The 24,000-nt window shown below is 38.5% G+C and carries 23 protein-coding genes; 18 read left to right on the top strand and 5 right to left on the bottom strand.

All coding sequences use genetic code 11. From position 1 onward, the window contains the following. Nucleotides 1–75 precede the first annotated feature (75 nt). Nucleotides 76–1,284: a DNA polymerase IV gene (locus AC1VNJ_RS14085; RefSeq protein WP_047751006.1), complete on the top strand. Its 1,209-nt coding sequence runs from the start codon at nt 76–78 to the stop codon at nt 1,282–1,284. 156 nt (nt 1,285–1,440) lie between these two features. Then, the gene (locus AC1VNJ_RS14080) at nt 1,441–1,860 is read left to right on the top strand and encodes an organic hydroperoxide resistance protein (protein ID WP_016764045.1); all 420 of its coding nucleotides are present in this window, start codon (nt 1,441–1,443) and stop codon (nt 1,858–1,860) included. 63 nt (nt 1,861–1,923) lie between these two features. On the opposite strand, the gene AC1VNJ_RS14075 is transcribed toward AC1VNJ_RS14080, so the two are convergent. Next, nucleotides 1,924–2,373 carry a MarR family winged helix-turn-helix transcriptional regulator gene (locus AC1VNJ_RS14075; protein ID WP_014460175.1) on the bottom strand — a complete coding sequence of 150 codons (450 nt, stop codon included), beginning with the start codon at nt 2,371–2,373 and terminating at the stop codon, nt 1,924–1,926. 144 nt (nt 2,374–2,517) lie between these two features. On the opposite strand from AC1VNJ_RS14075, the gene AC1VNJ_RS14070 reads away from it, so the two are divergent. The 4 genes from AC1VNJ_RS14070 to AC1VNJ_RS14055 all read left to right on the top strand — a co-directional run bounded on the left by AC1VNJ_RS14070 (nt 2,518) and on the right by AC1VNJ_RS14055 (nt 4,690). Then, nucleotides 2,518–2,727 carry a cold-inducible protein YdjO-related protein gene (locus AC1VNJ_RS14070; RefSeq protein ID WP_014460174.1) on the top strand — a complete coding sequence of 70 codons (210 nt, stop codon included), beginning with the start codon at nt 2,518–2,520 and terminating at the stop codon, nt 2,725–2,727. Between the two features lie 290 nt (nt 2,728–3,017). Next, on the top strand, nt 3,018–3,839 hold the full coding sequence (locus AC1VNJ_RS14065) for an MBL fold metallo-hydrolase (RefSeq protein ID WP_028413406.1): 822 nt from the start codon (nt 3,018–3,020) through the stop codon (nt 3,837–3,839). 165 nt (nt 3,840–4,004) lie between these two features. Next, nucleotides 4,005–4,211 carry a zinc ribbon domain-containing protein gene (locus tag AC1VNJ_RS14060; protein ID WP_482640924.1) on the top strand — a complete coding sequence of 69 codons (207 nt, stop codon included), beginning with the start codon at nt 4,005–4,007 and terminating at the stop codon, nt 4,209–4,211. Between the two features lie 2 nt (nt 4,212–4,213). Beyond that, complete coding sequence (locus AC1VNJ_RS14055) at nt 4,214–4,690, top strand: GNAT family N-acetyltransferase (RefSeq protein ID WP_257042828.1); 477 nt, start codon at nt 4,214–4,216, stop codon at nt 4,688–4,690. Between the two features lie 20 nt (nt 4,691–4,710). Here AC1VNJ_RS14055 and AC1VNJ_RS14050 read toward each other — a convergent pair whose 3' ends face one another. Then, nucleotides 4,711–5,748, bottom strand: a complete 1,038-nt coding sequence (locus tag AC1VNJ_RS14050) for a LysM peptidoglycan-binding and 3D domain-containing protein (protein WP_482640923.1) — start codon at nt 5,746–5,748, stop codon at nt 4,711–4,713. A gap of 301 nt (nt 5,749–6,049) precedes the next feature. On the opposite strand from AC1VNJ_RS14050, the gene AC1VNJ_RS14045 reads away from it, so the two are divergent. From AC1VNJ_RS14045 to AC1VNJ_RS14035, 3 genes are read left to right on the top strand one after another with little or no spacing between them, the layout of a single operon-like run. Then, nucleotides 6,050–8,584, top strand: a complete 2,535-nt coding sequence (locus AC1VNJ_RS14045; RefSeq protein WP_482640922.1) for an AAA domain-containing protein — start codon at nt 6,050–6,052, stop codon at nt 8,582–8,584. After that, the gene (locus AC1VNJ_RS14040) at nt 8,578–9,285 is read left to right on the top strand and encodes a cobalamin B12-binding domain-containing protein (protein WP_308012831.1); all 708 of its coding nucleotides are present in this window, start codon (nt 8,578–8,580) and stop codon (nt 9,283–9,285) included. The genes AC1VNJ_RS14045 and AC1VNJ_RS14040 overlap by 7 nt, the downstream gene beginning before the upstream one ends. Next, the gene (locus AC1VNJ_RS14035) at nt 9,282–9,902 is read left to right on the top strand and encodes a hypothetical protein (protein ID WP_033578942.1); all 621 of its coding nucleotides are present in this window, start codon (nt 9,282–9,284) and stop codon (nt 9,900–9,902) included. The genes AC1VNJ_RS14040 and AC1VNJ_RS14035 overlap by 4 nt, the downstream gene beginning before the upstream one ends. Here the strand turns inward: AC1VNJ_RS14035 and AC1VNJ_RS14030 are convergent. After that, nucleotides 9,899–13,459, bottom strand: a complete 3,561-nt coding sequence (locus AC1VNJ_RS14030; protein ID WP_251440395.1) for a CheR family methyltransferase — start codon at nt 13,457–13,459, stop codon at nt 9,899–9,901. The two genes, AC1VNJ_RS14035 and AC1VNJ_RS14030, sit on opposite strands and share 4 nt — an antisense overlap. Before the next feature lie 452 nt (nt 13,460–13,911). On the opposite strand from AC1VNJ_RS14030, the gene proC reads away from it, so the two are divergent. From proC to AC1VNJ_RS14005, 5 genes are all read left to right on the top strand, one after another. After that, nucleotides 13,912–14,754 (top strand): pyrroline-5-carboxylate reductase, encoded by an 843-nt coding sequence (proC, locus tag AC1VNJ_RS14025; protein ID WP_028413399.1) that lies wholly within the window; start codon nt 13,912–13,914, stop codon nt 14,752–14,754. Between the two features lie 87 nt (nt 14,755–14,841). Beyond that, nucleotides 14,842–15,948, top strand: a complete 1,107-nt coding sequence (gene proB / locus AC1VNJ_RS14020; RefSeq protein ID WP_028413398.1) for a glutamate 5-kinase — start codon at nt 14,842–14,844, stop codon at nt 15,946–15,948. Nucleotides 15,949–16,062: 114 nt separating this feature from the next. Further along, entirely contained in the window at nt 16,063–17,325 is a 1,263-nt protein-coding gene (locus AC1VNJ_RS14015; RefSeq protein ID WP_028413397.1) for a glutamate-5-semialdehyde dehydrogenase, read from the top strand. Nucleotides 17,326–17,683: 358 nt separating this feature from the next. Then, nucleotides 17,684–17,881, top strand: a complete 198-nt coding sequence (locus tag AC1VNJ_RS14010; RefSeq protein ID WP_013056990.1) for a cold-shock protein — start codon at nt 17,684–17,686, stop codon at nt 17,879–17,881. Between the two features lie 38 nt (nt 17,882–17,919). After that, complete coding sequence (locus AC1VNJ_RS14005) at nt 17,920–18,282, top strand: VOC family protein (RefSeq protein WP_013056991.1); 363 nt, start codon at nt 17,920–17,922, stop codon at nt 18,280–18,282. Between the two features lie 22 nt (nt 18,283–18,304). Here the strand turns inward: AC1VNJ_RS14005 and AC1VNJ_RS14000 are convergent, their stop codons facing one another. Continuing rightward, complete coding sequence (locus AC1VNJ_RS14000) at nt 18,305–18,910, bottom strand: RraA family protein (protein ID WP_154991362.1); 606 nt, start codon at nt 18,908–18,910, stop codon at nt 18,305–18,307. A 553-nt stretch (nt 18,911–19,463) separates the two neighbouring features. Here AC1VNJ_RS14000 and AC1VNJ_RS13995 point away from each other — a divergent pair. Both AC1VNJ_RS13995 and AC1VNJ_RS13990 read left to right on the top strand, forming a co-directional pair. Then, nucleotides 19,464–19,919 carry a hypothetical protein gene (locus tag AC1VNJ_RS13995; RefSeq protein ID WP_033578944.1) on the top strand — a complete coding sequence of 152 codons (456 nt, stop codon included), beginning with the start codon at nt 19,464–19,466 and terminating at the stop codon, nt 19,917–19,919. Beyond that, the gene (locus AC1VNJ_RS13990) at nt 19,907–20,206 is read left to right on the top strand and encodes a YxcD family protein (RefSeq protein WP_014460159.1); all 300 of its coding nucleotides are present in this window, start codon (nt 19,907–19,909) and stop codon (nt 20,204–20,206) included. Before AC1VNJ_RS13995 ends, AC1VNJ_RS13990 begins: the two co-directional genes overlap by 13 nt. Before the next feature lie 45 nt (nt 20,207–20,251). Here AC1VNJ_RS13990 and AC1VNJ_RS13985 read toward each other — a convergent pair whose 3' ends face one another. Continuing rightward, nucleotides 20,252–22,423 (bottom strand): MMPL family transporter, encoded by a 2,172-nt coding sequence (locus AC1VNJ_RS13985; RefSeq protein WP_482640921.1) that lies wholly within the window; start codon nt 22,421–22,423, stop codon nt 20,252–20,254. 207 nt (nt 22,424–22,630) lie between these two features. Between AC1VNJ_RS13985 and AC1VNJ_RS13980 the strand changes: the two genes are divergently transcribed. After that, complete coding sequence (locus AC1VNJ_RS13980) at nt 22,631–23,491, top strand: dimethylarginine dimethylaminohydrolase family protein (RefSeq protein WP_034266049.1); 861 nt, start codon at nt 22,631–22,633, stop codon at nt 23,489–23,491. Nucleotides 23,492–23,619: 128 nt separating this feature from the next. Next, nucleotides 23,620–23,823: an alpha/beta-type small acid-soluble spore protein gene (locus AC1VNJ_RS13975; protein ID WP_013056997.1), complete on the top strand. Its 204-nt coding sequence runs from the start codon at nt 23,620–23,622 to the stop codon at nt 23,821–23,823. The last annotated feature ends 177 nt before the right edge of the window (nt 23,824–24,000 follow it).

The raw sequence follows: 24,000 nt of genomic DNA, 5'->3' as shown, positions 1-24,000 counted from the left end.
AGGAAAAAAGAGTTATAATAAATAAGAATGTACGTTCTTCTTTCGGGGATTAATTATACAGAAAGAGGTGATAGTATGAAAATGATGTACCCTAAAAACGGCAAAGTTATTCTTCATATTGATGCTAATGCTTTTTATGCATCTGTTGAAACCGCACATGATCATACGCTCAAAGATAAGCCTCTTGCTATTGCTGGCAATCCAAAAGAACGAAGAGGAATTGTTGTAACCTGTAACTATATTGCTCGTAAACGCGGAGTGTATGCGCCTATGCCTCTTTGGGAAGCGAAAAGAAAATGCCCCGAGCTGGTTGTTATAAAGCCTAATTTTCCATTATATCGCCAAGTGTCCAAAAACATGTTTGATTATTTAGTAACCATTTCACCTCTTTTAGAGCCCGCTTCAATTGATGAAGGCTATTTGGATATTACAAACTGTGCTGAATTAGGCTCTCCTCTTGACATAGCAAAGTCCATTCAGCAGCATTTAATACAGACGCTGCAAATTCCTGTGTCAATTGGAATCGCACCGAATAAATTTTTAGCCAAAACGGCAAGTGATATGCAAAAACCTTTAGGAATTACCGTTCTTCGAAAAAGAGATGTCCAAACAGTTCTTTGGCCAAAAGCCGTAGAGGAAATGCACGGAATCGGTAAGAAGACAGCTGAAAAGCTAAATGCGATTAAGGTGGTGACGATCGGTGATCTAGCAAATGCCGCTCCCGGTCTTCTTAAACAAACTCTCGGAGTAAAAGGAGAAGTTATGAGAGACCGAGCGTGGGGCCAAGATGATCGACAGGTGAACCCTGATCGCCAATCACAGTTTAAATCAATTGGAAACTCTACGACGCTATCTCAAAATGCAGTAGATGAACATGAAGTTCTGCCTATTTTAAATAAACTATCGCACTCAGTGAGTTCTCGTATGAAAGCGAAAAAAGTTGTAAGCAAAACGATTCAGTTAACGATACGATATAGTGATTTTAAAACCATTACTCGAAGCCAAACTATTTCTAAAGCAATTAGCGAGCCAAACGATCTTTTTCATTACAGTGCGGTATTATTTCAAAAGCATTGGAACGGAGAACCGATTCGTTTATTGGGCGTAGCTGCTCTTCAAGTGAGTCACCAGCTTCAAGAAGAAGAACAGTTGGATTTGTTTACATACGGAGAACAAGCAAAAAAAGAGCCTTTATACAAAGCGGTCGAAAGTTTGCGTGAAAAATATGGAGATAACATTATTCAAAGCGGTTTAAAAAAACAAAGAGGAAAAGAAGAGAGGTAACTCTCTTTTTTTGTATAAAATAATAGGTTTACACTCATTATAGAAGGGGAAGTACATTACTATCACGGTAATCAAAGTGATTACAAAATGAATTTGATTGCGACTTTTTTAATTGTCTGCAATGAAATTACATAAAATAATCTATGAGGTGATCTTATGTCAGACGCACTATTTACATCTAAAGCAACAGCGGTTGGAGGCCGAGATGGTCGAGTTAAATCAGATGATGGTATTATTGATTTAACCCTTGTAAATCCTTCTCCAAATAACAAAAAAGAAGGAACAAATCCCGAGCAGCTGTTTGCAGCAGGATATTCTGCTTGTTTTGACGGCGCTTTAAATTTAATCGCTAAAAAACAAAAAAAAGACATTGATTCGTCTATTACTGCAGAAGTAAGTCTACTAAAAGACCACACTGATGATGGCTTCAAAATTGGCGTGGTGTTAAACGCTCATATTAAAGGCGTTTCACAAGAAGTAGCTGAGAAGCTAGTAGAAGATGCACATCAATTCTGCCCGTATTCTAAAGCAACGCGCGGAAATGTTAACGTAACGTTAAATACAACGGTTGAGTAAATAAAAAAACGCTTGGATTTTTCTGAAATCCAGGCGTTTTTTTTATGTGCAATTTTATATGGTCTATTTTTGATTGTACGTATGCAGTGATTGCAGTAACTCCTGCAGCGTTTCTTTCAGCTTTTCTAATTCTCCCTGTGACTTATTTGTCATGCTAAAAACTTCTTCTGGAATATGACAAGCTTTATCACGTAATTTTTTTCCTTTTTCGGTTAAACTAATAAAAACAACGCGTTCATCTTCATGAGAACGCTCACGAATCACTAATTCTTGATCCTGCATTCTTTTTAGCATAGGAGTAAGGGTGCCTGAATCCAAATACAGAAGTTCGCCCATTTTTTTCACGCTGAGTGTTTCATGTTCCCATAAAACAAGAAGGGCTAAATACTGCGGATAGGTTACTCCTAATTTATCGAGCAGCGGCTTGTACACCTTTGTAATTTCTCGAGACGTGGCGTAAATTGAGAAACAAAGCTGATTTTCTAGCTGCAGCTGCTTATAAAGTTGTTCCATTCATGTTGCCTCCAGTCTATTGCTTTTTATTTAATTATACACAATTAAATAGTGGTGTCCAATAACGCTGGATGAAAAAGTGATCAAGCTGTAAATAAAAAATGGGAATTTTACATATACTAAGAAAAAAAGGGAGCTGTGCACATGTATTTTGCAAAAAAAGCCGTAGAAGAAGAAGTAGATCAAATGATGGATACGACTGTATATGCGTGTCAATCTGAATCATGTAATGGGTGGATGAGAGAAGATTTTGTTACGGTTGATTATAACTGTCCGATGTGCGGAACAGGAATGTCGCAGGAAGTACGCGAGCTGCCGAAAATTAAGTACGACCACCAATTTTATAATAAATAAAAAAGAAGCAGCTGCTTCTTTTTTATTTTTCACTAAAATTTCATTAAGGTGAGCTAGACTAAGAACCAACATATGATGAAGGTGAGGAATATCAGAATGAATCAAGGGAACTTTTTGAAAGGTTTATTTTGGGGAACCTTATTTAGTATTCCTATTTGGATTTCATTGTTTGGCTGGTTCCGCATTTTATCACATCTTGCATAGTTTCGTTTTATAAATCGTCATACGCGCCCTTATCTTTCTATTTCCGCTATAATAAGGGTGATAGAAAAAATAAGGAGCTGTTCTCTATGATTCAATACAAAACGGAGCAAATGACGGTTTTTGAAAGCGCGCTATTTCAAACAACATCTGCAGTGATTGAAACAAAAGACTGTGTGATTGTTGTTGATCCAACATGGCTTCCTCACGAAATTAATGAAATTAAACAGCATGTTCAAGAGATCTTAAATCATCGCAAGCTGTATGTATTTTTTACTCACGGAGATTTTGATCATGTCATTGGGTATGGCGCTTTCTTAGAATTAAATGCCACCTTTATCGGCAGCAAATTTTTAAAAAATCATCCGGACAAAGAAGAAAAAGTTCAAATGATTAAGCAGTTTGATCATGACTATTATATAAAAAGATCTCATGATATTATATTCCCGGAGCTGGATATTGTGGTAACCGAAAATGAACAGCACATTACCTTAGGTGAAACATCTATTACCTGTTATTTTGCAAAAGGTCATACAAACGATGGACTATTTATGATTGTCGATAATTCAATATGGATCGCAGGGGATTATTTATCGGACTTTGAATATCCGTACATATATGAAAGTGTAAACGATTACCGCGACACTCTTGCTACTGCGCGACACATTTTAGCTAAGCACCAAAATCTAACACTAGTTCCCGGACACGGAAAAACGACACATCACCGAGCTGAAATTCAAAGACGAGTGGAGATGGCCAGCTCTTATTTAGATGAACTGCAAGCTGCAGTGAAAGAAGACAGTAAAGAAGCGCTTGATAAGCTAAACGACAAATTGGCATTCCCATCTGATTTCACGGCACAATGTCATCAGAAAAACGTTGAAATTATGAAAAGAGAATTGCTGTTATAGAAATCGAGTGCACAGTCATCCCGTTGATATTAAAAGTAAGAAACCGCATCTTCTGTTGGAGATGCGGTTTCTTACTTTCCTTTATTTATCAATTTAATGAAACTTTTTCCTTTTATATCCGTTTATATAAATAAGAAGTTATTTTATTTGTAAAGGAGTATGGCAATGGGGAAAAACGGTTGTGTAAAATGCCGACATACAGAAGCAAAAACAAAAGAAATTGCTACAACGGGAACGGGGCTGTCTAGATACTTAGACGTTCAGCACAATCAATTTACTGTGGTATATTGCACGAGCTGCGGGTATTCAGAGCTATATAATAAATCATCTTCAAGAGGCAGCAATATTATTGACTTATTTTTTGGAGGATGAAAATGAGTATCGACCTTATTGAAATTGATAAAGACCGGCACGCTTCCTATTTAAACCTGCTATTAATAGGGGATGAAGACGAAAAAGTAGTGAAGTCGTATATAAATGAAGGTTCCTTATTTACCATTGTGTATGAAAAGAAGGAGATAGGAGTTGTGCAGTGCCTCACCGATGAAGAGGAGTCGGCAGTAGAAGTAAAGAATATCGGTTTAAAAGAAGCATACAGAGGAAAAGGAATCGGCAGCAAAGTCATTAAAAAGTTAGAAGTACTGTATGAACGTAACCAATATTCTAAAATGATTGTAGGAACAGCGGACTCCAGTCTTGAAAACATAGCATTTTATAAAAAGGCAGGCTTTTATCAAAGCGGTGTCAAAAAGAATTTCTTTTTGCAGTACGCTCCACCGATTTACGAGAATGGCCTGCAAGCTATCGATATGATTATGTTTGAAAAGAAATTAAAAAGCAGAAGCGACTAACACGCTTCTGCTTTTAATGATTAATCTAAAATTTGAAGTTTTACCGTTTTGCGTCCCCAATTTAAAGCTGAGCTTTGAGATGCCATAAATAAATCAACGCGAGTACCTTTAATGGCACCGCCAGTATCTCCAGCAATTGCTTCTCCGTAACCTTCTACGTATACGCGAGAACCTAATGGAATCACGCGAGGATCAACTGCAATTACTTTTCGATTAGGATTTGACCTTAGGTCGATGCCTGTAGCAGTGATTCCGCTGCAGCCCGCACAGTAAGCAGTATAAGCTGTTGCTTCAACCGTAATCTCTTTCGAAACCGACTTACTTTCTTGCTCTGGAGCAGGTGCCGGCGTTGAAGTCGACGGTGCTGAAGTTGACGGTGTTGAAGGAGCAGCAGGTGATGGCGTTGATGGTTTCGCCTGAGCTGCAGCTTGTCCGCCTACTTGTAGCACTTGATTAATGTAAATCGTATTAGACGATAAGTTATTCCACTGTTTTAATTGAGAAATTGAAATGCCGTGTCGCTGTGCTACGCTCCACATTGTATCTCCAGGCTGAACTTTATAACTTTTACTGTTGCTAGGAGCCGGGGATGCCTGCGTTTCGTTTGTTTTTTCTTGTACAGGTGCTGAAGGTGATGATGAAACTGTTCCTGTTCCGTTTATTTTTAATACTTGATTCACATAAATTAAATGACTAGATAAGTTATTCCACTCTTTTAGCTGCTGTACAGAAGTACCGTTGTTTTTAGCGATACGATAAAGCGTGTCACCTGATTTTACTGTATATGTATGATTTGAAGATGTTGTAGTTGGAGTTGAACTAGATGAAGAGTCAGTAGATGTAGATCCAATTTGTAATGTTTGGTTTGCATAAATTAGTGTGGAAGAAAGACCATTCCACTTTTTTAAGTCTTCAACTGTTACATTATGCTGCTGTGAGATGCTGAATAACGTTTCTCCAGCTTTTACTTTATGCGTGTCTGTGTCAGCCGATGCTGCGTCTGCAATTCCAATTGATACTAAAGCTGTGGCCCCTAATGTAAAAATGTGTTTTTTCATCTAATAATTCTCCTTTATTTCCAATAGTTGTCTCTTATTCTATCAGCAATATGTAACAAACTCATGACAAAATGGTAGGTTTTATATTACAAGTTTGTAACAATACGTCTAAAAATATAGAAAAAACGCAGTTTTTTTACGATTATGATGAAAAAAGTCTTAATTTGTCTGGAGAGATAGACTAGTAAAAAAGGTATTCTGCTTTTATAAAAATGAAGAAGAAAGAAGCTATGCTATATTCAAATGACATGATAGAATAGACAAGTTAGAAATGAACGGATAAAAAGGGAGTTAGACATCTATGGAAAAACGCGCTATCTCTTCATATTTAAAAGCATGGGTGCGCGCACTTTCAATTGAGATTAATTATATGAAGAAACACGGCGGAGAAAAGTATACGGTAGGAAAAGGAGAGTACTTAGGGCAGCAGGGAGATGCGTATCTTTACCGGTTTGAACGCACAGCCGATTTATACCTTTTTGATGGAGCTCAGGTACGCCTTGTCCACCAGCATAAAGAAAATAAAGGAGAAGTTATCGGAACGGAAGGATTTGATTTGTACCTTAAAATAGATGCGTTTATTGGACAAGAAGTAGACGAACTCGATATATATAACGAACCATGGGAATTATTGCAGGCGCTCATTGATAGACTGACGGAAGCAAAAGACTACAAGCAAAAAATAGTAAGAATCAAACGTCTTATGAGAGGCGATAGTCCTGTTCGTCATAAGGAGTATACGTCTAAGAACGCTCTTCATGAAGTGTTGCTGCGAGCGCGTTATAACCGTACTACTTATATTTGGGGGCCTCCTGGAACAGGGAAAACATATACGCTGTCCAAAATCGCGGCAAGCTATTACCGGAAATCAAAGCGGATCCTTTTATTATCTCACAGTAATGCAGCGGTGGACGGTTTGCTGCAAGAAACTGCACGTCAGTTAAAAAAGAAAGAAGCTTGGGAAAAAGGAAAACTCATTCGATACGGAGCAACAAAAAGCAGCGGCTTAGAAAATATAAAAGTAGAAGAAGTCATTGGAGAAGATGATCCGGATTTAGCTCAGGAGATGCGTGATTTGCAAGAAGAACGAGTTTACTTAAGCAGGTATCCCAATAGAGCTCACCAGCTTCAGCAAGTTAATAAAAAGCTAAACGCCCTTCGTAACAAGTGGATTGAAGCGGAGAAAAATGTTTTTGATCAAGCGTATATTGTAGGCACTACTTTATCAAAAGCGGCTATTGACCGATTACTTTATCAAAGTGAATTTGATATGGTTGTGGTAGACGAAATAAGCATGGCATATGCACCGCAAATTGCTTTTGCAGCTACGTTAGGAAAACGAATTGTCGTATGCGGCGATTTTAAACAGCTTCCCCCGGTATCTCAATCTTCTCATGCTGAAGTGAAGAAGTGGCTGCAGCGAGATTTATTTGAGCAGACGGGTCTTGTAGAGCAAGTAGAAAGCGGTGAGATCCACCCGCATCTTTTTATGTTGAAAAAGCAAAGAAGAATGCATAAAGATATCTCAGCTTTTACAAATCGCTATATTTACAGCAATCGAGTAGGGGATCATCCATCTGTCACAACAAGTCGAGAAGTAGTAGCAAGCAGCCGGCCGTTTGCTCATGAAGCAGCGCTTATGCTTAACATTGGTCAGTTGCATTCTTCCGCTATGCGAGATGTCGCTTCCGGTTCACGCTATAATGTGATAACGGCTGTTTTGGCGGTAAGTTTGATACTGCGGGCACGCAAAGCTTCTTCGGCTACTATTGGCTATGTGACCCCTTATAAGTCTCAAACTAAATTGATCAATGCATTTCTTCAAGATATTGAACCAGCCAGCGATATAATCGCAGCAACCGTACACAAATTTCAAGGCGCGGAACGAGATATCATGATTTTTGATACGGTCGATACAAAGCCGCAGTCAAAACCAGGTTTACTTTTAACAAATGAAAATAGCGACCGATTGGTAAATGTAGCGGTGACGCGTTCAAAAGGAAAATTTATGATGCTTTCAGACGAGTCGTTTGTCCAGCAGCGTGTACCAAAGGAGCGAGCGTTATGGAAGTTGGTCAACCACTTTAACGAAAATCAAAAAGTATACCAACCTCAGCAATTTTTAAAAGAAGTCATTCAGCATCGGAAATTGATTTGGTACCATCCATCGAACAGCAGTCAGTTAAAAAAAGATTTATATCAAGCTCGGCAGCAGATTTTATTGTGTATTCCTTATGCTTCGCTTGTTCCTCAAGAAATACGGGAGATGTTACATTCATTTAAAGGTGAAGTGACCGTTCTTACTCGTGAACCAAAAGAAGTTCGAATTGACGGTGCTCACGTCATTTCATCTGCTGTTCCGATGTCACTGCTTATCATCGATGAATCCACTATATGGATCAATATGCCTTACGGCGGAAAAAATGAAGCGTTTATGGCAGCTAGAATTGAGTCAAAGCTAGGCGCTAAACAGCTTATTCGGTCAATTGATTTTACAGAAGATAAAACAAGAAATCAAGAAACAAAAATGCATATAGAAACAAATAAACCACAATATTCTTTGAGTAATTACCTTCGCAGCTGGGATCGCTGTGAATCCTGTCAGCATATGCGAGAAGTAGAGATAACAAAAAAAGGAAAAGTAAGGTTTATTTGCTATTATTGCGGGAAAACAAGTGGGGCAACACGTTTATTAGTGGAAAAATATTTAAACTACGTACATGCTGTATGTAGAGCATGCAAGCAGCCGATGAACGTAGAGTATGATGAAAATAAAGGCGTCTACGCATGTTGTCCATCGTGCAAAAAAGAAGTTTTGCCTAGAGATCTATTGTAACTTTAGGAAAAGGGCGTGATCTTATCGTTTACTCTCGTAGTGTAGCGGCTTTAGCTGATTGTTTGCTAGAAGGAGACGTTCAAAAAAGCTGGCTGCTCATTGCTATATATATAGAAGAAGGCCATTCTTCAACTGACGTATATACGTTTCTGACAGAAGCGATGTATGAGATAGGGAAAAGGTGGCAAGAAAATAAAATTTCAGTCGCGGACGAGCATTTGGCTACTGCAACCTGTGACTATGTGTTAACTCGCTTTCAGCTATCACAGCATCAATTGCTTCAGCGTAATCGAGCACTTCTTTTTTGTATTGAAGGAGAAGAGCATTACTTAGGCATTAAAATGATTGCAGGACTTATGAGCGAACACGGATGGGAAGTTAAAAACTTAGGAGCAAACTTGCCGCTGCCGTTCGCTCTAAAAAGCATTGAAAGATGGGATCCTGATGTAGTATGTTTGTCCGTCTCACAAGTGCATTTGCTGCCTGATTTACAAAAATACATTGCTGAGATTGAAAGCATGTCGCAAAGTCCTCTTGTATTAGTGGGCAGCAGGCTTCTCAGCACGCATGATTTATCGGCTTCAGGATCTTCAAAAACTATATTCATTAATCATATTCAAGCTTTTAAAGACTGGCTTCTAATCAACAATAAAGAAAGTTCGACGCAAGATAAAATGTTAGTAATGGGGGAAGAAATATGATCAGTTTGCCGATTCAACACATTCCGGTTCCAATGTTTTTACTCAATAAAGACAACGAAATAATTGAATTTACACCAAGCGTCACGAAAAATTTCCCGCCTGTTCAGAACTTTTTAGATCTAGTTGATGAAGACAGCCAAGAAAAAGTAAAAAGAGCACTCCAGGGAAAGGAAGAAGTGCAAATCGAAGTAAATATGCGCACGTTTTCCAACCCGGTTGCTCTTTTTGATTTTCATTTTAAGCCTGAAGCGTACCATTCGCTGCATGCTGTTTTCTGCTATCCTATTCATGAGCATATGATGAGTGTTCAATCAACCCTTCAACAGTTTCGCTCTATACTTATGCAAGACTCACCACAAGTGAACCAAGGTTTTTCGGTCAGAGAAACAGATGTAGAAACGGCGAAAAAAATGCAGCTAGTTGATCTTCAGCGTCATTTTCGAGAAATGAAAACAAATGTGCTAACCATTCAAGACCTCCTAAGTATTATCCGCTCCGACGTAATTGAAGCAGGAAAAGGAGAGTATATTGAATTGGTCTCTACACATTTGTTTGACATTCAAGATTTAATTAATCAGGAGCTTGACTGCTTAAGACAGAAGAACAAAGTACATTAAGAAAGCGGCAATCGGATTTCTACCGTTGTTCCTTTGCCTTCTTCACTATCATACGAAATGCTTCCTTTATGATTACTAATGATTTTATGACTCACCATCAATCCTAATCCTGTTCCTTTTTCTTTTGTTGTATAGAAAGGCTCGCCAATTCGTGTTAATCGATCTTTCGGCATGCCTTTTCCTTCATCTATCACTTGGACGACTACTTGATTTGTATCTGGATCAAATTTAGATACCACTAGAATAGACCCGGGGTCATCCATCGCTTCAATAGAATTTTTCACCATGTTGATAAATACTTGTTTCATATCTTTTTCAATACAATGAACAACAGGTAATTTTTCTTCAAAATCCGTTGAAATAGTAATGTTTTTAAGAATGGCCTGTGTATGCAGCAGTGTACATACGTCTTGAAGAATTAAATTTATCTGCTTATTTTCATATTTTACGACTTCGGGTTTGGCTAGAATGAGCAGTTCGCTAATAATCAGCTCTAAGCGATTAAACTCGGACATCATGACATCCATATATTCTTTTTTATACGTTTCTTCTTGCATCATAAGCTGTAAAAAGCCCTTTAATGATGTAAGAGGGTTTCGTATTTCATGGGCAATGCCGGCAGCCAGCTGTCCAAGTGCTGACAGCATCTCTGAATTTTTGAGCATCATTTCCGACTGTTTGCGCTGTGAAATGTCTTCACTTAAACCAATGTAATGGATGATTTCATCTTGATCATTTTTAACAGGCATTAAGGCTAACTGTTCCCAAACGGTTTCTCCGTCTTCTTGAACGTAGGAAATTTCTCCGTTCCATTTTTCTCCTCTGTATACTTCATTCCAAATTTTAGGGAATCTTTTAACGCCTAGCTTTTTTGTATATAAGTCGTAGAGGTGCAGCCCAAATACTTCTTGCGGCGCATGCTTTTGCTCCATGAATTTTTGATTAATGTACTTAATTTTACCTTGATGATCGGTAATAAAAATGCCCGTAGGACTGTGAGCTACTGCAAATGATGTAATAGCCAATTCTTCATTTGATCGTTTAATTTCTGTAATATTAATAAACGTGATAACTACACCGTTAATTAAATTCTCATTCGTACGATAAGGCATCATTTTCATGCTATACCATTGGTTATCGTAGCTTTGAATTTCTTTTTGAAGGGTGTTATTTGTTCTTAAAACGTGCATTGCGTCCTCGATTAGATGGTCATATCTAAAGTTATGCGAAATATGAAAGAAAGGTCTTCCGATATCTTGATGAAGAACGTTGATCACTGTTTTCGTTTCCGGCGTAAATAATTTAATATTCAGCTGCTCGTCTAAAAAGATGGTAGCAATAGTTGTACTGATTAATAAATTATCAATATCGTTGTTTAAGTCCGTTAATTCTTCAATCTTTCGCTCGTACTGGTTGTTAACACTAATTAACTCTTCATTAACAGACTGCAATTCCTCATTTGTGGACTGCAGCTCTTCGTTGGAAGCAATCAGTTCTTCGTTCGTGGACTTTAGCTCCTCATTTGCTGTTTCTAGCTCTTCAATCGTCGTTTGCAAATGCTGCTGAGTGTAATGAAGCTCTTGCTCTAAATCTACTACAAGCTCACTAATAGAGCTTGTTTGATTAAGAAACATGGGCTCTTCCTTATCAATAATGGCACTATCTGTCTGTTCATCAAACATAAGTAAGTAAAGAGAGTGATTTGTTGGAAGGGCAGATATCGTAATATTAAAACGGCGCTGCACGTTGTTTATGACAAATTCAATGTGCTGACAGCATACGCTCATACCTTGCTCTTTTACGCGTTTAATAGCTGCTCCAATGGCTAAAGAGACGTGAACGGGAACCATTTTGAAAATGGTATAATTAATCTTCCCCACAGGAACGTTAATAAGCTGAGTCGCTTCTTTTGAACAAAATATCACTTCGTTGTATTCATTTAATACAAGACAAGGGCTCATAAAATGATCAATCATTGACTGATACATCTCATCCAATTTAAGCGAAGGAAGAGGCTTATAAAGTTGACTTGGCAGCGGTACGCTAGAAAAATCACCTTCATGCAAGCTGGATTTTGAAAGATTAAAAGCTCCTGTAATTTGTCGGCTGGGCTGCCCCGAACGTTTAAATATTTTCCACTTACTGTTGATAGGGCGGAACAAATCAGACAAATTTCCCGTTGTTTCACTAGGGCCTAAAAAAAGTACGCCTTCTTCTGTCAAAGAAAAATGAAAAAGAGACAGAATGCGCTGCTGCAGTTCAGCTTGGAAGTAAATCATCATATTTCGACAGCTGATTAAATCAACGTTTACAAAAGGCGAGTCTTTTCCTATATTATGCGGGGCAAAAACAATCATTTTACGGATTGTTTTTTTAACTTGATAACCACCGTGTTTTGTTTGCTCAAAATATTCATTAATCTGAGCTGCTGAGAAGGAATGAACTTCCGCTTCTTCATAAATGCCTTGACTCGCTCTTTTGATTGCATGACGATCGATGTCCGTAGCAAAGATTCGGACATCGAAATAACGGTTGATTGTTGATAAATAGTCATGAAGCAAAATAGCTAATGTATATGCTTCTTGACCAGTAGAACAACCTGCTACCCAGATGCGGATTTCATCTTCTTGGCTATGAATCTTTCTTTCAACTAATTGAGGGATGACTTGTTCTTCAATAATAGAGAATGCTTCTTTATCTCTAAGAAATTGCGTCACTCCAATCAGCAGGTCTCGCTGCAGTTCGACGATTTCTTCGGCTTCCTTACATAAATAGTCCCGGTACTCTTCCATCGTTTGAGAGGGCGGATCGAGTAAAGCCATTCTTTTTTCAAGTCGTCGCAGCACCGTGTTTTTTTTGTACATAGAGAAGTCGATGCCTGTTTTCTTCTTTATTAATGAATAAATGTATTGCAGCGTTTCTTCATTATATGTAAATTCAGTTTGGCTGACATGCGTTTGCACAAGGTCAGGCATATCAGCAGGAGAAAGAATATAATCAGCAAGGTGTGCATCAATAGCGCTTAGGGGCATATCTCTGTACTTTGCTGTGCTTTCATCTTGTACAAGTACAGTTCCGCCATACTCTCTTATCGTTTTTGCTCCTCCTGTTCCATCATTTCCTTTTCCCGATAAAATAATGGCTGTGCACCGGTGTTTTTTTGCAGCGGCCAGAGAATGAAAAAAGGCGTCAATCGGATACTTTACCTGATCATTTTCTTCATAAGGACGAAGGTGAAGAGTATGATCCACAACGGTCACATAATGATGGGGAGGATTTAAATAAATTGTGTCTTCTTGTAAAGTCATCCCGTCTTGTGTCAGTTTGATATTCATTCCTGTTTTTTTTGCTAAAAGTTCGGGCATAAAACTTTTATATTTAGAGGAAAGGTGCTGTACAATAATAAACGCCATTCCATTTGGTGAAGGCATATTAGCGAAAAACTGCTCAATAGCTTCTAACCCTCCGGCAGAAGCGCCAATTCCCACAACGTGTAAATCCTGTTTCTCTATTCCTTCTGAAGACGATGGAACTGTAGAAAACGAGTTGTTCTTCATAATAGAACCTCCAATAATGTTTCGACACTTCCTAGATTGTATGTCGTTTTGTTTATTTTAATGTCGACAGCACAGCGTGGTTTACATCAAAAGTAAATTTTTCAAAAAAAACCAAGATGCTGGTACATAGGTTCATTTTAGCAAACCTATTATATTGTTCAAATAACGTTTTCAAAATTCCTCTATTTTTCGCAAAAAAATTTTAAAGTCCAAACTATGTAATATGCCCCGATTTTCCTTATATAAACGTATTTTTATAAAAAAAATCGTTTTTTTTTTGCAGAAAAAAATATTTAAAAAAGTTTTGTTTACGCTTACATACGCATAAGGTTATACGCTCAAGGAGGAAAAAAACGGTTAAATTCAACTTGACACTCTTTTTCAGCATGTTACTATAGGAACCGTTGAAAGAAACGAGAACAAAAATACGAACAAATGACAGGGGAGATTTGATGGATCAAAAACAAAAAGTTGCTTTTTTAGGTGCTGGATCAATGGCAGAAGCGATGATTTCTGGTATGGTCAATGCAAAGAAATTACCTGCTGAAAATATTATCGTAACAAATCGCAGCAATGATGCGCGACTGCACGAACTTGAAAATAGATATGGTATCAAAGCAGTAAAGCGCAGCGAGCTGAAAACAGATGACATTGACGTTTTTATTCTAGCGATGAAGCCAAAAGGCGCTGAAGAGGCATTAAACGAATTAAAGCCTCAAATCAACAAAGACCAGCTTGTCCTATCTGTTCTTGCAGGGATTTCATCTTCTTACATGGAAGAGTTATTGCATGATGAACAGCAGGTCATTCGAGTGATGCCGAATACATCAAGTATGATTCAGCAATCAGCAACGGCTATATCTCCAGGTCAATATGCTGCAATGGATGCTGTGCTAACAGCAAAAGAGCTGCTTTCTGCAATCGGAAAAGTGTACGTGATTGATGAGCCTCAAATGGACATTTTCACAGGAATTGCCGGAAGTGGACCCGCTTATTTTTATTTCCTTATGGAGCATATCGAAAAAGCAGCTAAAGAAGAAGGTCTCGATCCTGAGCTAGCACGTGAAATTGGCGCCCAAACCATTTACGGTGCAGCAAGAATGATGATGGAAAGAGATGAAACGCCGACGGAGCTTCGTGAAAATGTGACGTCTCCAAACGGTACAACAGCAGCTGGTTTAGACGCCTTAGCTAAACACGGCGGCGGAGAAGCAATGATGCAAGCAGTCAAAGGAGCATCAAAGCGTTCAAAAGAAATGAGTGCTCAACTACAAAAAGTGGCAAGTACTAATTAATTCGTCACTTATCTTCTTCGTGAATTCCTCACCACAAAAAAATAATCATAAACAAGAAAACATACAGAACACACTAGGAGTGATTTGATGAGTCCCGACAATAAGAAGCGGGTTGTAATTAAAATTGGAAGTAGTTCATTAACAAGTTCACACGGTGAAATCAGCAGACGGAAGCTCGAGCGCCTTGTGGATCAAGTCGTAGACTTAAAAGACAGCGGTCATGAAGTGCTATTGGTTTCATCAGGAGCTGTAGCTGCAGGATACCGCAAGCTTGGCTGCTTAGAGCGACCTAGCTCTTTACCTGAAAAACAAGCAGCTGCCTCAATTGGTCAAGGACTGTTAATGGAGGCTTATTCAGAACTGTTTCTATCACATGGATACGTTGCTTCTCAAATCTTAATTACGAGAGACGATTTTTCAGACGAAAATCGTTACAACAATGCACGAAATACAATTAATGTGCTGTTAGAACGTGGTATCGTACCAATTGTCAATGAAAACGACACGGTAACCATCAATCGATTAAAATTTGGCGACAATGATACACTTTCAGCTAAAGTTGCTGGACTAGTGGATTCCGACCTGCTTATTATTTTATCGGATATCGATGGCTTATACAGCGCAGACCCTCGTCAGGATCCAAATGCAAAATTAGTTCCTCATGTAGGGGAAATCACGCAAGACATCGAAGAATCTGCAGGAGATTCAGGAAGTTCAGTTGGAACAGGCGGTATGCGCTCGAAAATTGACGCGTTCAAAATCGCTATGGCGTCAGGAATTCCAGCATTTTTAGGAAGAGCTGGCGTGCCAAACATTTTAACACAAGCGGTTGACGGGGATGCAACAGGAACGTATTTTGAATCTGAAGATGATTCTGCGAACCTTAATCAGAAAAAGCAGTGGATTGCGTTTAACTCTGGTCCTGAAGGGGAAATAGTAGTCGAAGATGCCGCGAAACGTGCAATTATTGAAGATAAAGAGCCTTTACTTCGCGAGCATGTTAAATATATTAAAGGCCACTTTAGTGAACGAGCAGTTGTACGTATTCTAGATAAAGATGACAATGAGCTGGCTCTTGGCGTGACAAATTATTCATCTGATGAACTTGCACTGAATGAGCCAATTGATCAACCGATTGTTGACAGCGAAGGTCTAGTGTGTCACTTAGAAATTCCAGTACCGGTCGGTTTGTAAGCAAACATGCTGTAAAGAAAAGGAGCCCTTCCTTTTCTTTGCATGATTGCATTTACCTCTTATGCCTCACACTTTAAAATCAAACAAAACTAAAACGAATCCAGGAGTGATTTGGTGTTACAAACAAATGAAACGTATTCAGTAGAAGAACAAGCTATTTCAGCAAAAAAAGCAGCTAAGCAATTAAGTTTACTAACAACAAAGCAAAAGAACGATGCGCTGTTAACGATTGCTTCTACACTTGAAAGCAACACGGAGTATATTTTAAAAGCAAATGAAGTAGACTTAAAAAACGGGAAAGAAAAAGGTTTTGACGAAGCGCTTATGGACCGCCTTGCTCTTTCAGCGGAACGTGTAAAAGAATTTGCAAACGGCCTTCGTGAAGTTGCTGAGCTAGATGATCCAACAGGCGATATTTTATCAAGCTGGACATTGGATAACGGTCTAGATGTAAAGCAAGTACGGGTGCCTCTTGGCGTGATCGGAATGATTTATGAAGCACGTCCAAACGTAACGGTAGATGCAACAGGGCTAGCGTTGAAATCTGGAAATGCTATTGTGTTAAAAGGCGGCTCTTCAGCTATTTCATCTAACCAAGCTATCGTGGACATTATTCATAAAGCTCTTGATGAAACGCCAATTCCTAAAGAAGCGGTACAGTTTATTTCAAGTACAGATCGTGCGGCTACGCAAGAATTATTTACAATGAAAGAGCATATTGACGTGCTGATTCCGCGCGGAGGGGCTTCATTGATTCAAGCGGTCGTCAATAACGCAACCGTTCCCGTGTTAGAAACGGGAGTCGGAAACTGCCATATTTACATCGATGAAAAAGCTGACGTTAAGAAGGCCATTCCGATTTTAATTAATGCAAAAACAGATCGACCAGCGGTGTGTAACGCAGCAGAAACGGTTCTTGTACACAAAAACTGGCTCGATTCTCATAAAGATGAATTGATTCAAGCATTCAACGATCATAGTATTGAAGTATATGGTGACAAAGCGACAGTAGGTGAAATTCCTGGAGCAAAACCAGCGGCTGAAAAAGACTGGGCTGAAGAGTATTTACGCTTAGCAATTGCGATGAAAGTAGTAGAGAGTGTGGATGAAGCGATTGACCATATCGAAACATATGGAACAAAACACTCCGAAGCCATCATTTCAGAAGATGAACAAGCCGTTTCACGCTTTATGTCATTAGTTGATGCAGCCGCACTGTATCATAATGCATCTACGCGCTTTACTGACGGAGGAGCTTTAGGATTTGGAGCTGAAATTGGGATTTCAACTCAAAAGCTTCATGCACGTGGTCCAATGGGACTTCCTGCACTTACGACAATTAAATATATTATGAGTGGAAACGGACAAACTCGATAAGCAATCAAAAGCGAGCCTAATCATGTGCTCGCTTTTTTTTTATGAAAAGCAAAACAAGTAAATGGAAGCTGATTTGTAAAAAAATATAAACTCTGTTATAATAGTAAAATATATAATTTTTGTGATCTTCATTTTTGTTCTTTTCAGACTATCCCGTTGTTTTAAGAAAAGCAACTGCTACCTGCTTTGTTATAACTTCATTTTTATTTTAGTCTTTCAAGACGCCGTATTATTCCTCAAAGATTGATTTACGGATGTATAGTATCACTTTATCTTGCACCATTTACCGCATTTACACGCTAAGTTAATCTTCATTTATTATCCACTTAAAAAGTACTGTTTAAAGGAGACGATGTGTATGTATAATCGTAAAAATTTAGAGCCGGCTGTTATTGAAGAAACAAAAGTTTGGGAATGTACATCAGATACGTGTAATTGTTGGGTTCGAGATAACTTTAAAAGCGGAGATCAGCCAACTTGTCCAATTTGCAAAAGCGAAATGAAGCAAGCTGTAAAAGAGCTGCAGGTTATTCATAATCCTAGAGTCATTGATTAATAACTTTTAGGAAGACGTTTTTTGAAAGGGGTTTGTGGATGTTTCTGGGAATTGATCATGTTCAGCTTCTTGGTCCAGAAGGATGCGAGCAAGAAGCAAGAAATTTTTATGAAAATCTTTTAGGAATGAAAACTGTTCTTAAGCCGGAAAATTTAAGGCACAGAGGCGGCATATGGTTTCAATGTGGGACTCAAGAAGTGCATATCAGTATTCAAGATGACTACATACCTGCTAAAAAAGCGCATCCAGCTTTTGTCGTGGAAGATATCAAGACGCTTAGACGTAAATTGGCACATTCGGGCTGCGTTCTTTCTGAAGAAGAGCCTATTGCAGGGAGAGAGCGTTTTTTTGTCCATGACCCGTTTGGAAATCGATTAGAATTTTTACAATATGACAAATAAAAGACCTCCAAGCGGAGGTCTTTTATTTTAGGGCTTTATCTAAATAGGTATATACCGTTTCTTTGCTAATTAATACTTCGTTCTCTCGGTCTTTATCTTTTTGCCATTTTTCTCGCGCTTTTGCTAATACTTCTTCGGCTTGCTCCTTGGGAATGACAATCACTCCACCGTCATCACCTGCAATAAAGTCTCCAGGACGGATTTTTACGCCCCCGCAGGAAATGATCTCGTTTACCTTTCCTTTTTCTTTTTTGCTGCTTGCTGCGATCGTAGAGCCCTTACAAAATACGGGGAAATCGAGCTTTTCGATGTCTTCTTGATCTCGTATAACCCCATCTAGTACAATACCGCTTATTCCAACAAGCTTCGCCATGGCTACTACGAAATCTCCTGCTAAGGCACGGTTACAGTAGCTTTTACCATCAATAACGAGCACACTTCCCGGCTCCGCTAGTCGAATCGCTTCAAGCACTGAGTAATTATTGCCAGCGGGCGTATCTACGGTAAGAGCCGGCCCGAATAGTTTGTAATGACGCTGCAAGGGCTTAATAGAAAAGTCTAAGTGGTTGGCACCTTCCATTGCATCTGATAAATTTGCTGTTGATAATGGGAACTGTTCATTCAGCATCGTATCTCTCCTTTTTAACTTTAGTCTATCTATACATATTCATATAAGAGAAAGCTCTTATTTATGAAAGGGGGAGTAGATAACATTTGACTACGAATCGACTACAAACGTGCAATATTAAAACTTTTCGTATTCAATTTTTTATGCCATTTACTATATTTTTGAGACGCTGTTTCCTGTATGACATTCGTCATTTAAACTCATATCTCCTTTATTACCAATAGGAGCGAAGGGAGCGTATAAAGGTATTTTTAAAAGAGGGGACTTGCTACAGAACTCTGTGAAAGTAATATGCTGGGCGAAGTGTAAAATAAGCGTTAACGAAGATGAAGAGTCTTTGTTAGTTTTATAAATTTCACTGATGTGTACATAAAAGGGTCTTATATCCATATGAAACGCGTCTAAATGTTTAATCCTGTGAACATTTAATGGAGCTTTATGCATTTTTATATAAAAAAGTGAAACCTTTTGGTATGATGAAACGTAGGAACATATATGGAAATCATATATGAAAAAACATATGTGACGTTAGTCATTTAGTGGAGGGAAAGCAATGGTAAAAAAATTATTGGCCGCATTTATCGCATTAGCGGTTGTGTTTTCACCAGTCGGTGGATCACTTATTCATGACGGTTCAAACGTAGCAAGTGCAAAAGGGTATAAATCAGGAAAGCGCTCTTTTGACAGCGGAAGCAATAACCAATCAAGCTTATTTAAAAACAATAACAGTAATTCGGTTAAGCAAAACAATACGTCTAAAAACTCATCATCTAAAAGTACAGCAGCTGGTTCAAAGCGCGGCGGCTTAATGAAAGGTCTTTTAATGGGAGGAATTGCGGGCTTATTATTTGGAAGCTTATTATCTAGCTTAGGACCATTAGGCCCAATTTTAGGCTTTATGGTAAATATGCTTGTGATTGTAGCTTTAATTCTTCTTGTAGTAAAGTTATTCCAAAGCGTACGTAGCAACAAGCGTAAAAATGAGGAAGTGAAATCTTGGAGACAATAAAAATTTCTGAACAAGATATTATCAATGCGATGTGTTTGTATATCGCAGAAAAAAAACAAGTTCAGCCTCAAGAAGTAGAGATTGAGCTAATGTATGATGATGACTACGGTTTTTCAGCAGAGTCATACGTGCATGATCGTAAACAGGTTCATATTACTTTGAACATTATCGAAGCGCTGCGCTATTGGCTGGATACGGAAATGAACGTAGACCCATACGCAGCAGGACTAGAACTGGAATTAGACGATGAAGAAGGCATTATCGCTTTTGCTAAATTAAGTCGATAAAGAAATCTTCAATGAAAAACCCGCTCACTTGAGCGGGTTTTTTTATCATGATTTTACCTGTTCGTTGGAACTGGACTTATCGCTTTTTTTAGTGAAAAACCACCAGTTGGCATCTCCAAGCAATTTCATAAGAGAAGGGACAAGAAGCATTCTGACAATCGTTGCATCGATAAATATAGCTAAGGCAATTCCTACACCCATTTGTTTAACAGGCGTTACGTCTGTAAAAGCAAAGGCTCCTGTAATGACAATCATGATTAAAGCAGCGCTCGTAATGATTTTACTAGTGGAAGCTAGGCCTTCTACCGTTGCTACATTGTTATCCTTCGTTTGATGATACACTTCGTGAATGCGTGAAATCAAAAAGACTTCGTAGTCCATGCTAAGCCCAAATACAAGGCCGAAAACAAAGACCGGCAGCACTAAAGCAATATTGGATTGGGTAAGACCTAAATGTCCATTTTGAAACAGCCATACAAGTAAACCAAACGTAGCTGCTAAGCTTAAAATATTCATAATGATAGCTTTTAAAGGAATCAGGACGGAACGAAAAGCAATCATTAAAATGACATACGTTGAAAATAAAACAAGAGCCAGGCCATAAGGCGCCTTTTCATAAATTTCATCAAATATTTCTTGTTCGAATTTTGGATAGCCGCCAATATGAACGGTGAAAGGTGAACGTTTCTCTTTCCATTTTCGAACAAAATCTTTTGCTTGATCTGAATTTTGGTCTGTATCTAGCGTAGCTTTTATGAGCATATAATGTTCGTTAATAAACGAATCTACAGCTGGCTTTGTCTGCGCGCTTATCTGCGGGTTGTTCAGCATAGCTTGAAGCTGATCACTGGATTTTACGTTTAAAGCGGTAGAAATAGAATCAACTTGCTTAACTAACGAATCTTCTTTTAATTGTTTTATAAAAGTAAAGGCATTTGTTAAAGGCTTTTCCTTCAGCATATCTTGCTTAGCTTCTAACACAAAATAAACGTCTGCCGTGTTTTTATTTATAAACGTATCGTTATACGTGTCAAAAGCTTGACGAGACTCGTATTTTGTTGGCAGTGCTTCTGAAGATGGTATTTCTAGATGCATGTCTCGAACGGGAATAAGTGCTACTAACAGAATAATAAGAGAAACAATCGTCATAGCTACAGGTTTTTTCATGACAAATGTAGCGAATGAACGCCACCTAGACTGACCGCCTTGTTCACTGACTTTTAGGATGCGTAAACGATTAATGCGTGTACCTAGTATAGCCAGTATGGAAGGAAGCAGCGTAAGAGCTGAAAACACAGCAATAAAAACAACAGCCATTCCTCCAAGAGCGACGTTTTGAAAAATATCAACTTGAATAAACAGCATTCCCGCTAATCCAATAAATACGCATAATCCGGAGAAGATGACCGAGCGTCCCGCTGTTTGAATGGTGATTTTGATTGCTTGTTCTACCGATTTTGTTTGAATTTCTTCTTTAAAGCGATTAATAAATAAAAGGGCAAAGTCAATACTAAGAGCTAATCCAATCATTGGAATCACGTTTAAAATGAAGATGGACAGCTCTGTGTACGGATGAAAGAAATAGACAACGCCCATGGTGGTAACGACGGTTACAATTCCTATCATAAGAGGAATTGCAGCGGCTACCACGCCGCCAAAAGCTAGAAGAAGCACAACTAAAGCAACAGGAATACCAATGGCTTCTGCTTTTGCTAAATCTGCTTGGCTTGCTGTATTCATATCTTTTTCAATAATAGGACCACCGGTTAATTTTACACTAACTTCTTTTTCTTCAGATGAAAGAGTTCTGATCTTTTCTACTCGTTTATCCATCGTTCCATCATCGTGATTAAAGTGGATAATTCCATACGCTGTGCTTCCTTTTATCATCTTGTTAGAAGCCGTTGGTATGTCAACTTTCGACGCGTCTGATTTGTCCTTTGCTTTTTGCATATACTGAGCGATCGTTTGCTGGAATTTCGAGTCAGAAACTCCGTCTTTTTTTTTAAACAAAACGATGATCTGAGCTTCGCTAACATCAAATTTATTAACTAAAAGCTGCTCGGTATCTTTATACATTCCTTTCATTTCAAATCCGTTTCCTCCAAGCACAGAAGGAAGCTTAGCCGCATAAAAGCCAAATCCGACAATTAGGATGACCCACAGTAGTAATAAAATTTTTCTGCCCGCATATAATGCGTTCGCTATTTTATTCATATTAACCTCCAATTTTTTGTACAGTTACTAGACTATTTTATACTAACAGTTATTGTAATTAGAAGAAGTATTGTGTTTTTTTGTTTTTCTTGCCTGAAAAAGCTTTTCAGATACATGCGCAGGGGTGTTTCCTTAGCAAAATCGTGTTTATGTTTCAGGCGATTTAGGGAACACTGTATATAAATGCACGAAGGGGGATTTAAAAAGATGCAAATGAAACAGCCAGCTAAAATGACGAATAGTTATGGATGTAAAAATGAGTATGATACATTAAAACGCGTGGTCGTTTGTCCACCTACATATATGAAAATTGAAGAAATTATTAATGAAACACAAAAGCATTATGCGGACGAAAACATTGATGAGAGCTTAGCTTCAAAGCAGCACCGTCAATTTGTCGAATGTCTTCAAAAAGAAGGGATTGAAGTCATCGGACTATCTGCACAAGAGCCATTTCCAGAACAAGTATTTACACGGGATATTGGCTATACGCTCGGAGATACCGTTATTGTCACGAAAATGGGCAGCGAAATTCGAAGCGGAGAAGAACAAGTGCTAGCCGATTGGCTGCAGCAGCAAGGTATTCCTTTCCATCAGGTACCGGACCACTCCATTGAAGGTGGAGATGTGCTGATTGATGGACAAGCTATTTTTATTGCACTCAGCGACCGTACAAGTAAAGAAGGCGTGGAGCATATCCAAGAGCTGCTTCCAGCGTATGAGGTTGTTCCTATTCCTATTGATCGGTCTTATCTTCATCTTGATTGTGTGTTAAATATTTTATCACCTACAGAAGCGCTTGTATTTTCACCCGCTTTACATGAGAAAGAATTAAATTTACTTCGCATGAAATATGACTTAATTGAAGTAACAAAAGAAGAGCAGTTTACGATGGGAACCAATGTATTATCCATCGGTAATCAACGGGTGATCAGTCTGCCAATAAATACAGAAGTGAATGAAGAGTTAAGGAAACGAGGCTATAAAGTGATTGAAGTTGATATATCTGAAATTATTAAGTCCGGCGGTTCTTTCCGCTGCTGCACAATGCCTCTTGAACGAGTGTAGAAAAGCTTAAAAAGAAAAAAAAGATCTCGGCGATAGCCAGGGATCTTTTTTTTGAAGGATGTTGTATAAAATTTCAAGTGAAAGGAACATTAACCTATATAAGCTGTTGAAGGAAAGGAGTGATAAACATGGCAAATCGTAATCCTATTTTAGTTCAAGGTGCTGAACAGCTTCTTGATCAGTTAAAAACGGAAATCGCGGGAAGACTTAACGTTCAGCTTGGCGCTGAGCAGACGGCTCGCGCAAATGGTTCTGTTGGTGGAGAAATGACGAAGCATCTTGTTGCAATGGCGCAGCAGCAATTAAGCGGTGCACAAGGACACATTCGCTAGTCTGCTCTACATAAACACTTTGATGAAAAGTTCTGGCTCTTTTGAGCCGGAACTTTTTTTGTGTAGGAAACATCATTCTACTTTCTCATGGTCGCTTGATTTGAGATTTTGCTCGAAATTCTCCACTTTCAAGGTTGAAAAGTGCATAAAATGGGAAAAGAACAAAAAAAGAGAAAG

Source organism: Priestia sp. 3CA3, from assembly GCF_056836725.1.
Note: the sequence above shows the minus strand (reverse complement) of the source record. Positions and strands in the feature narration are given on the sequence as shown.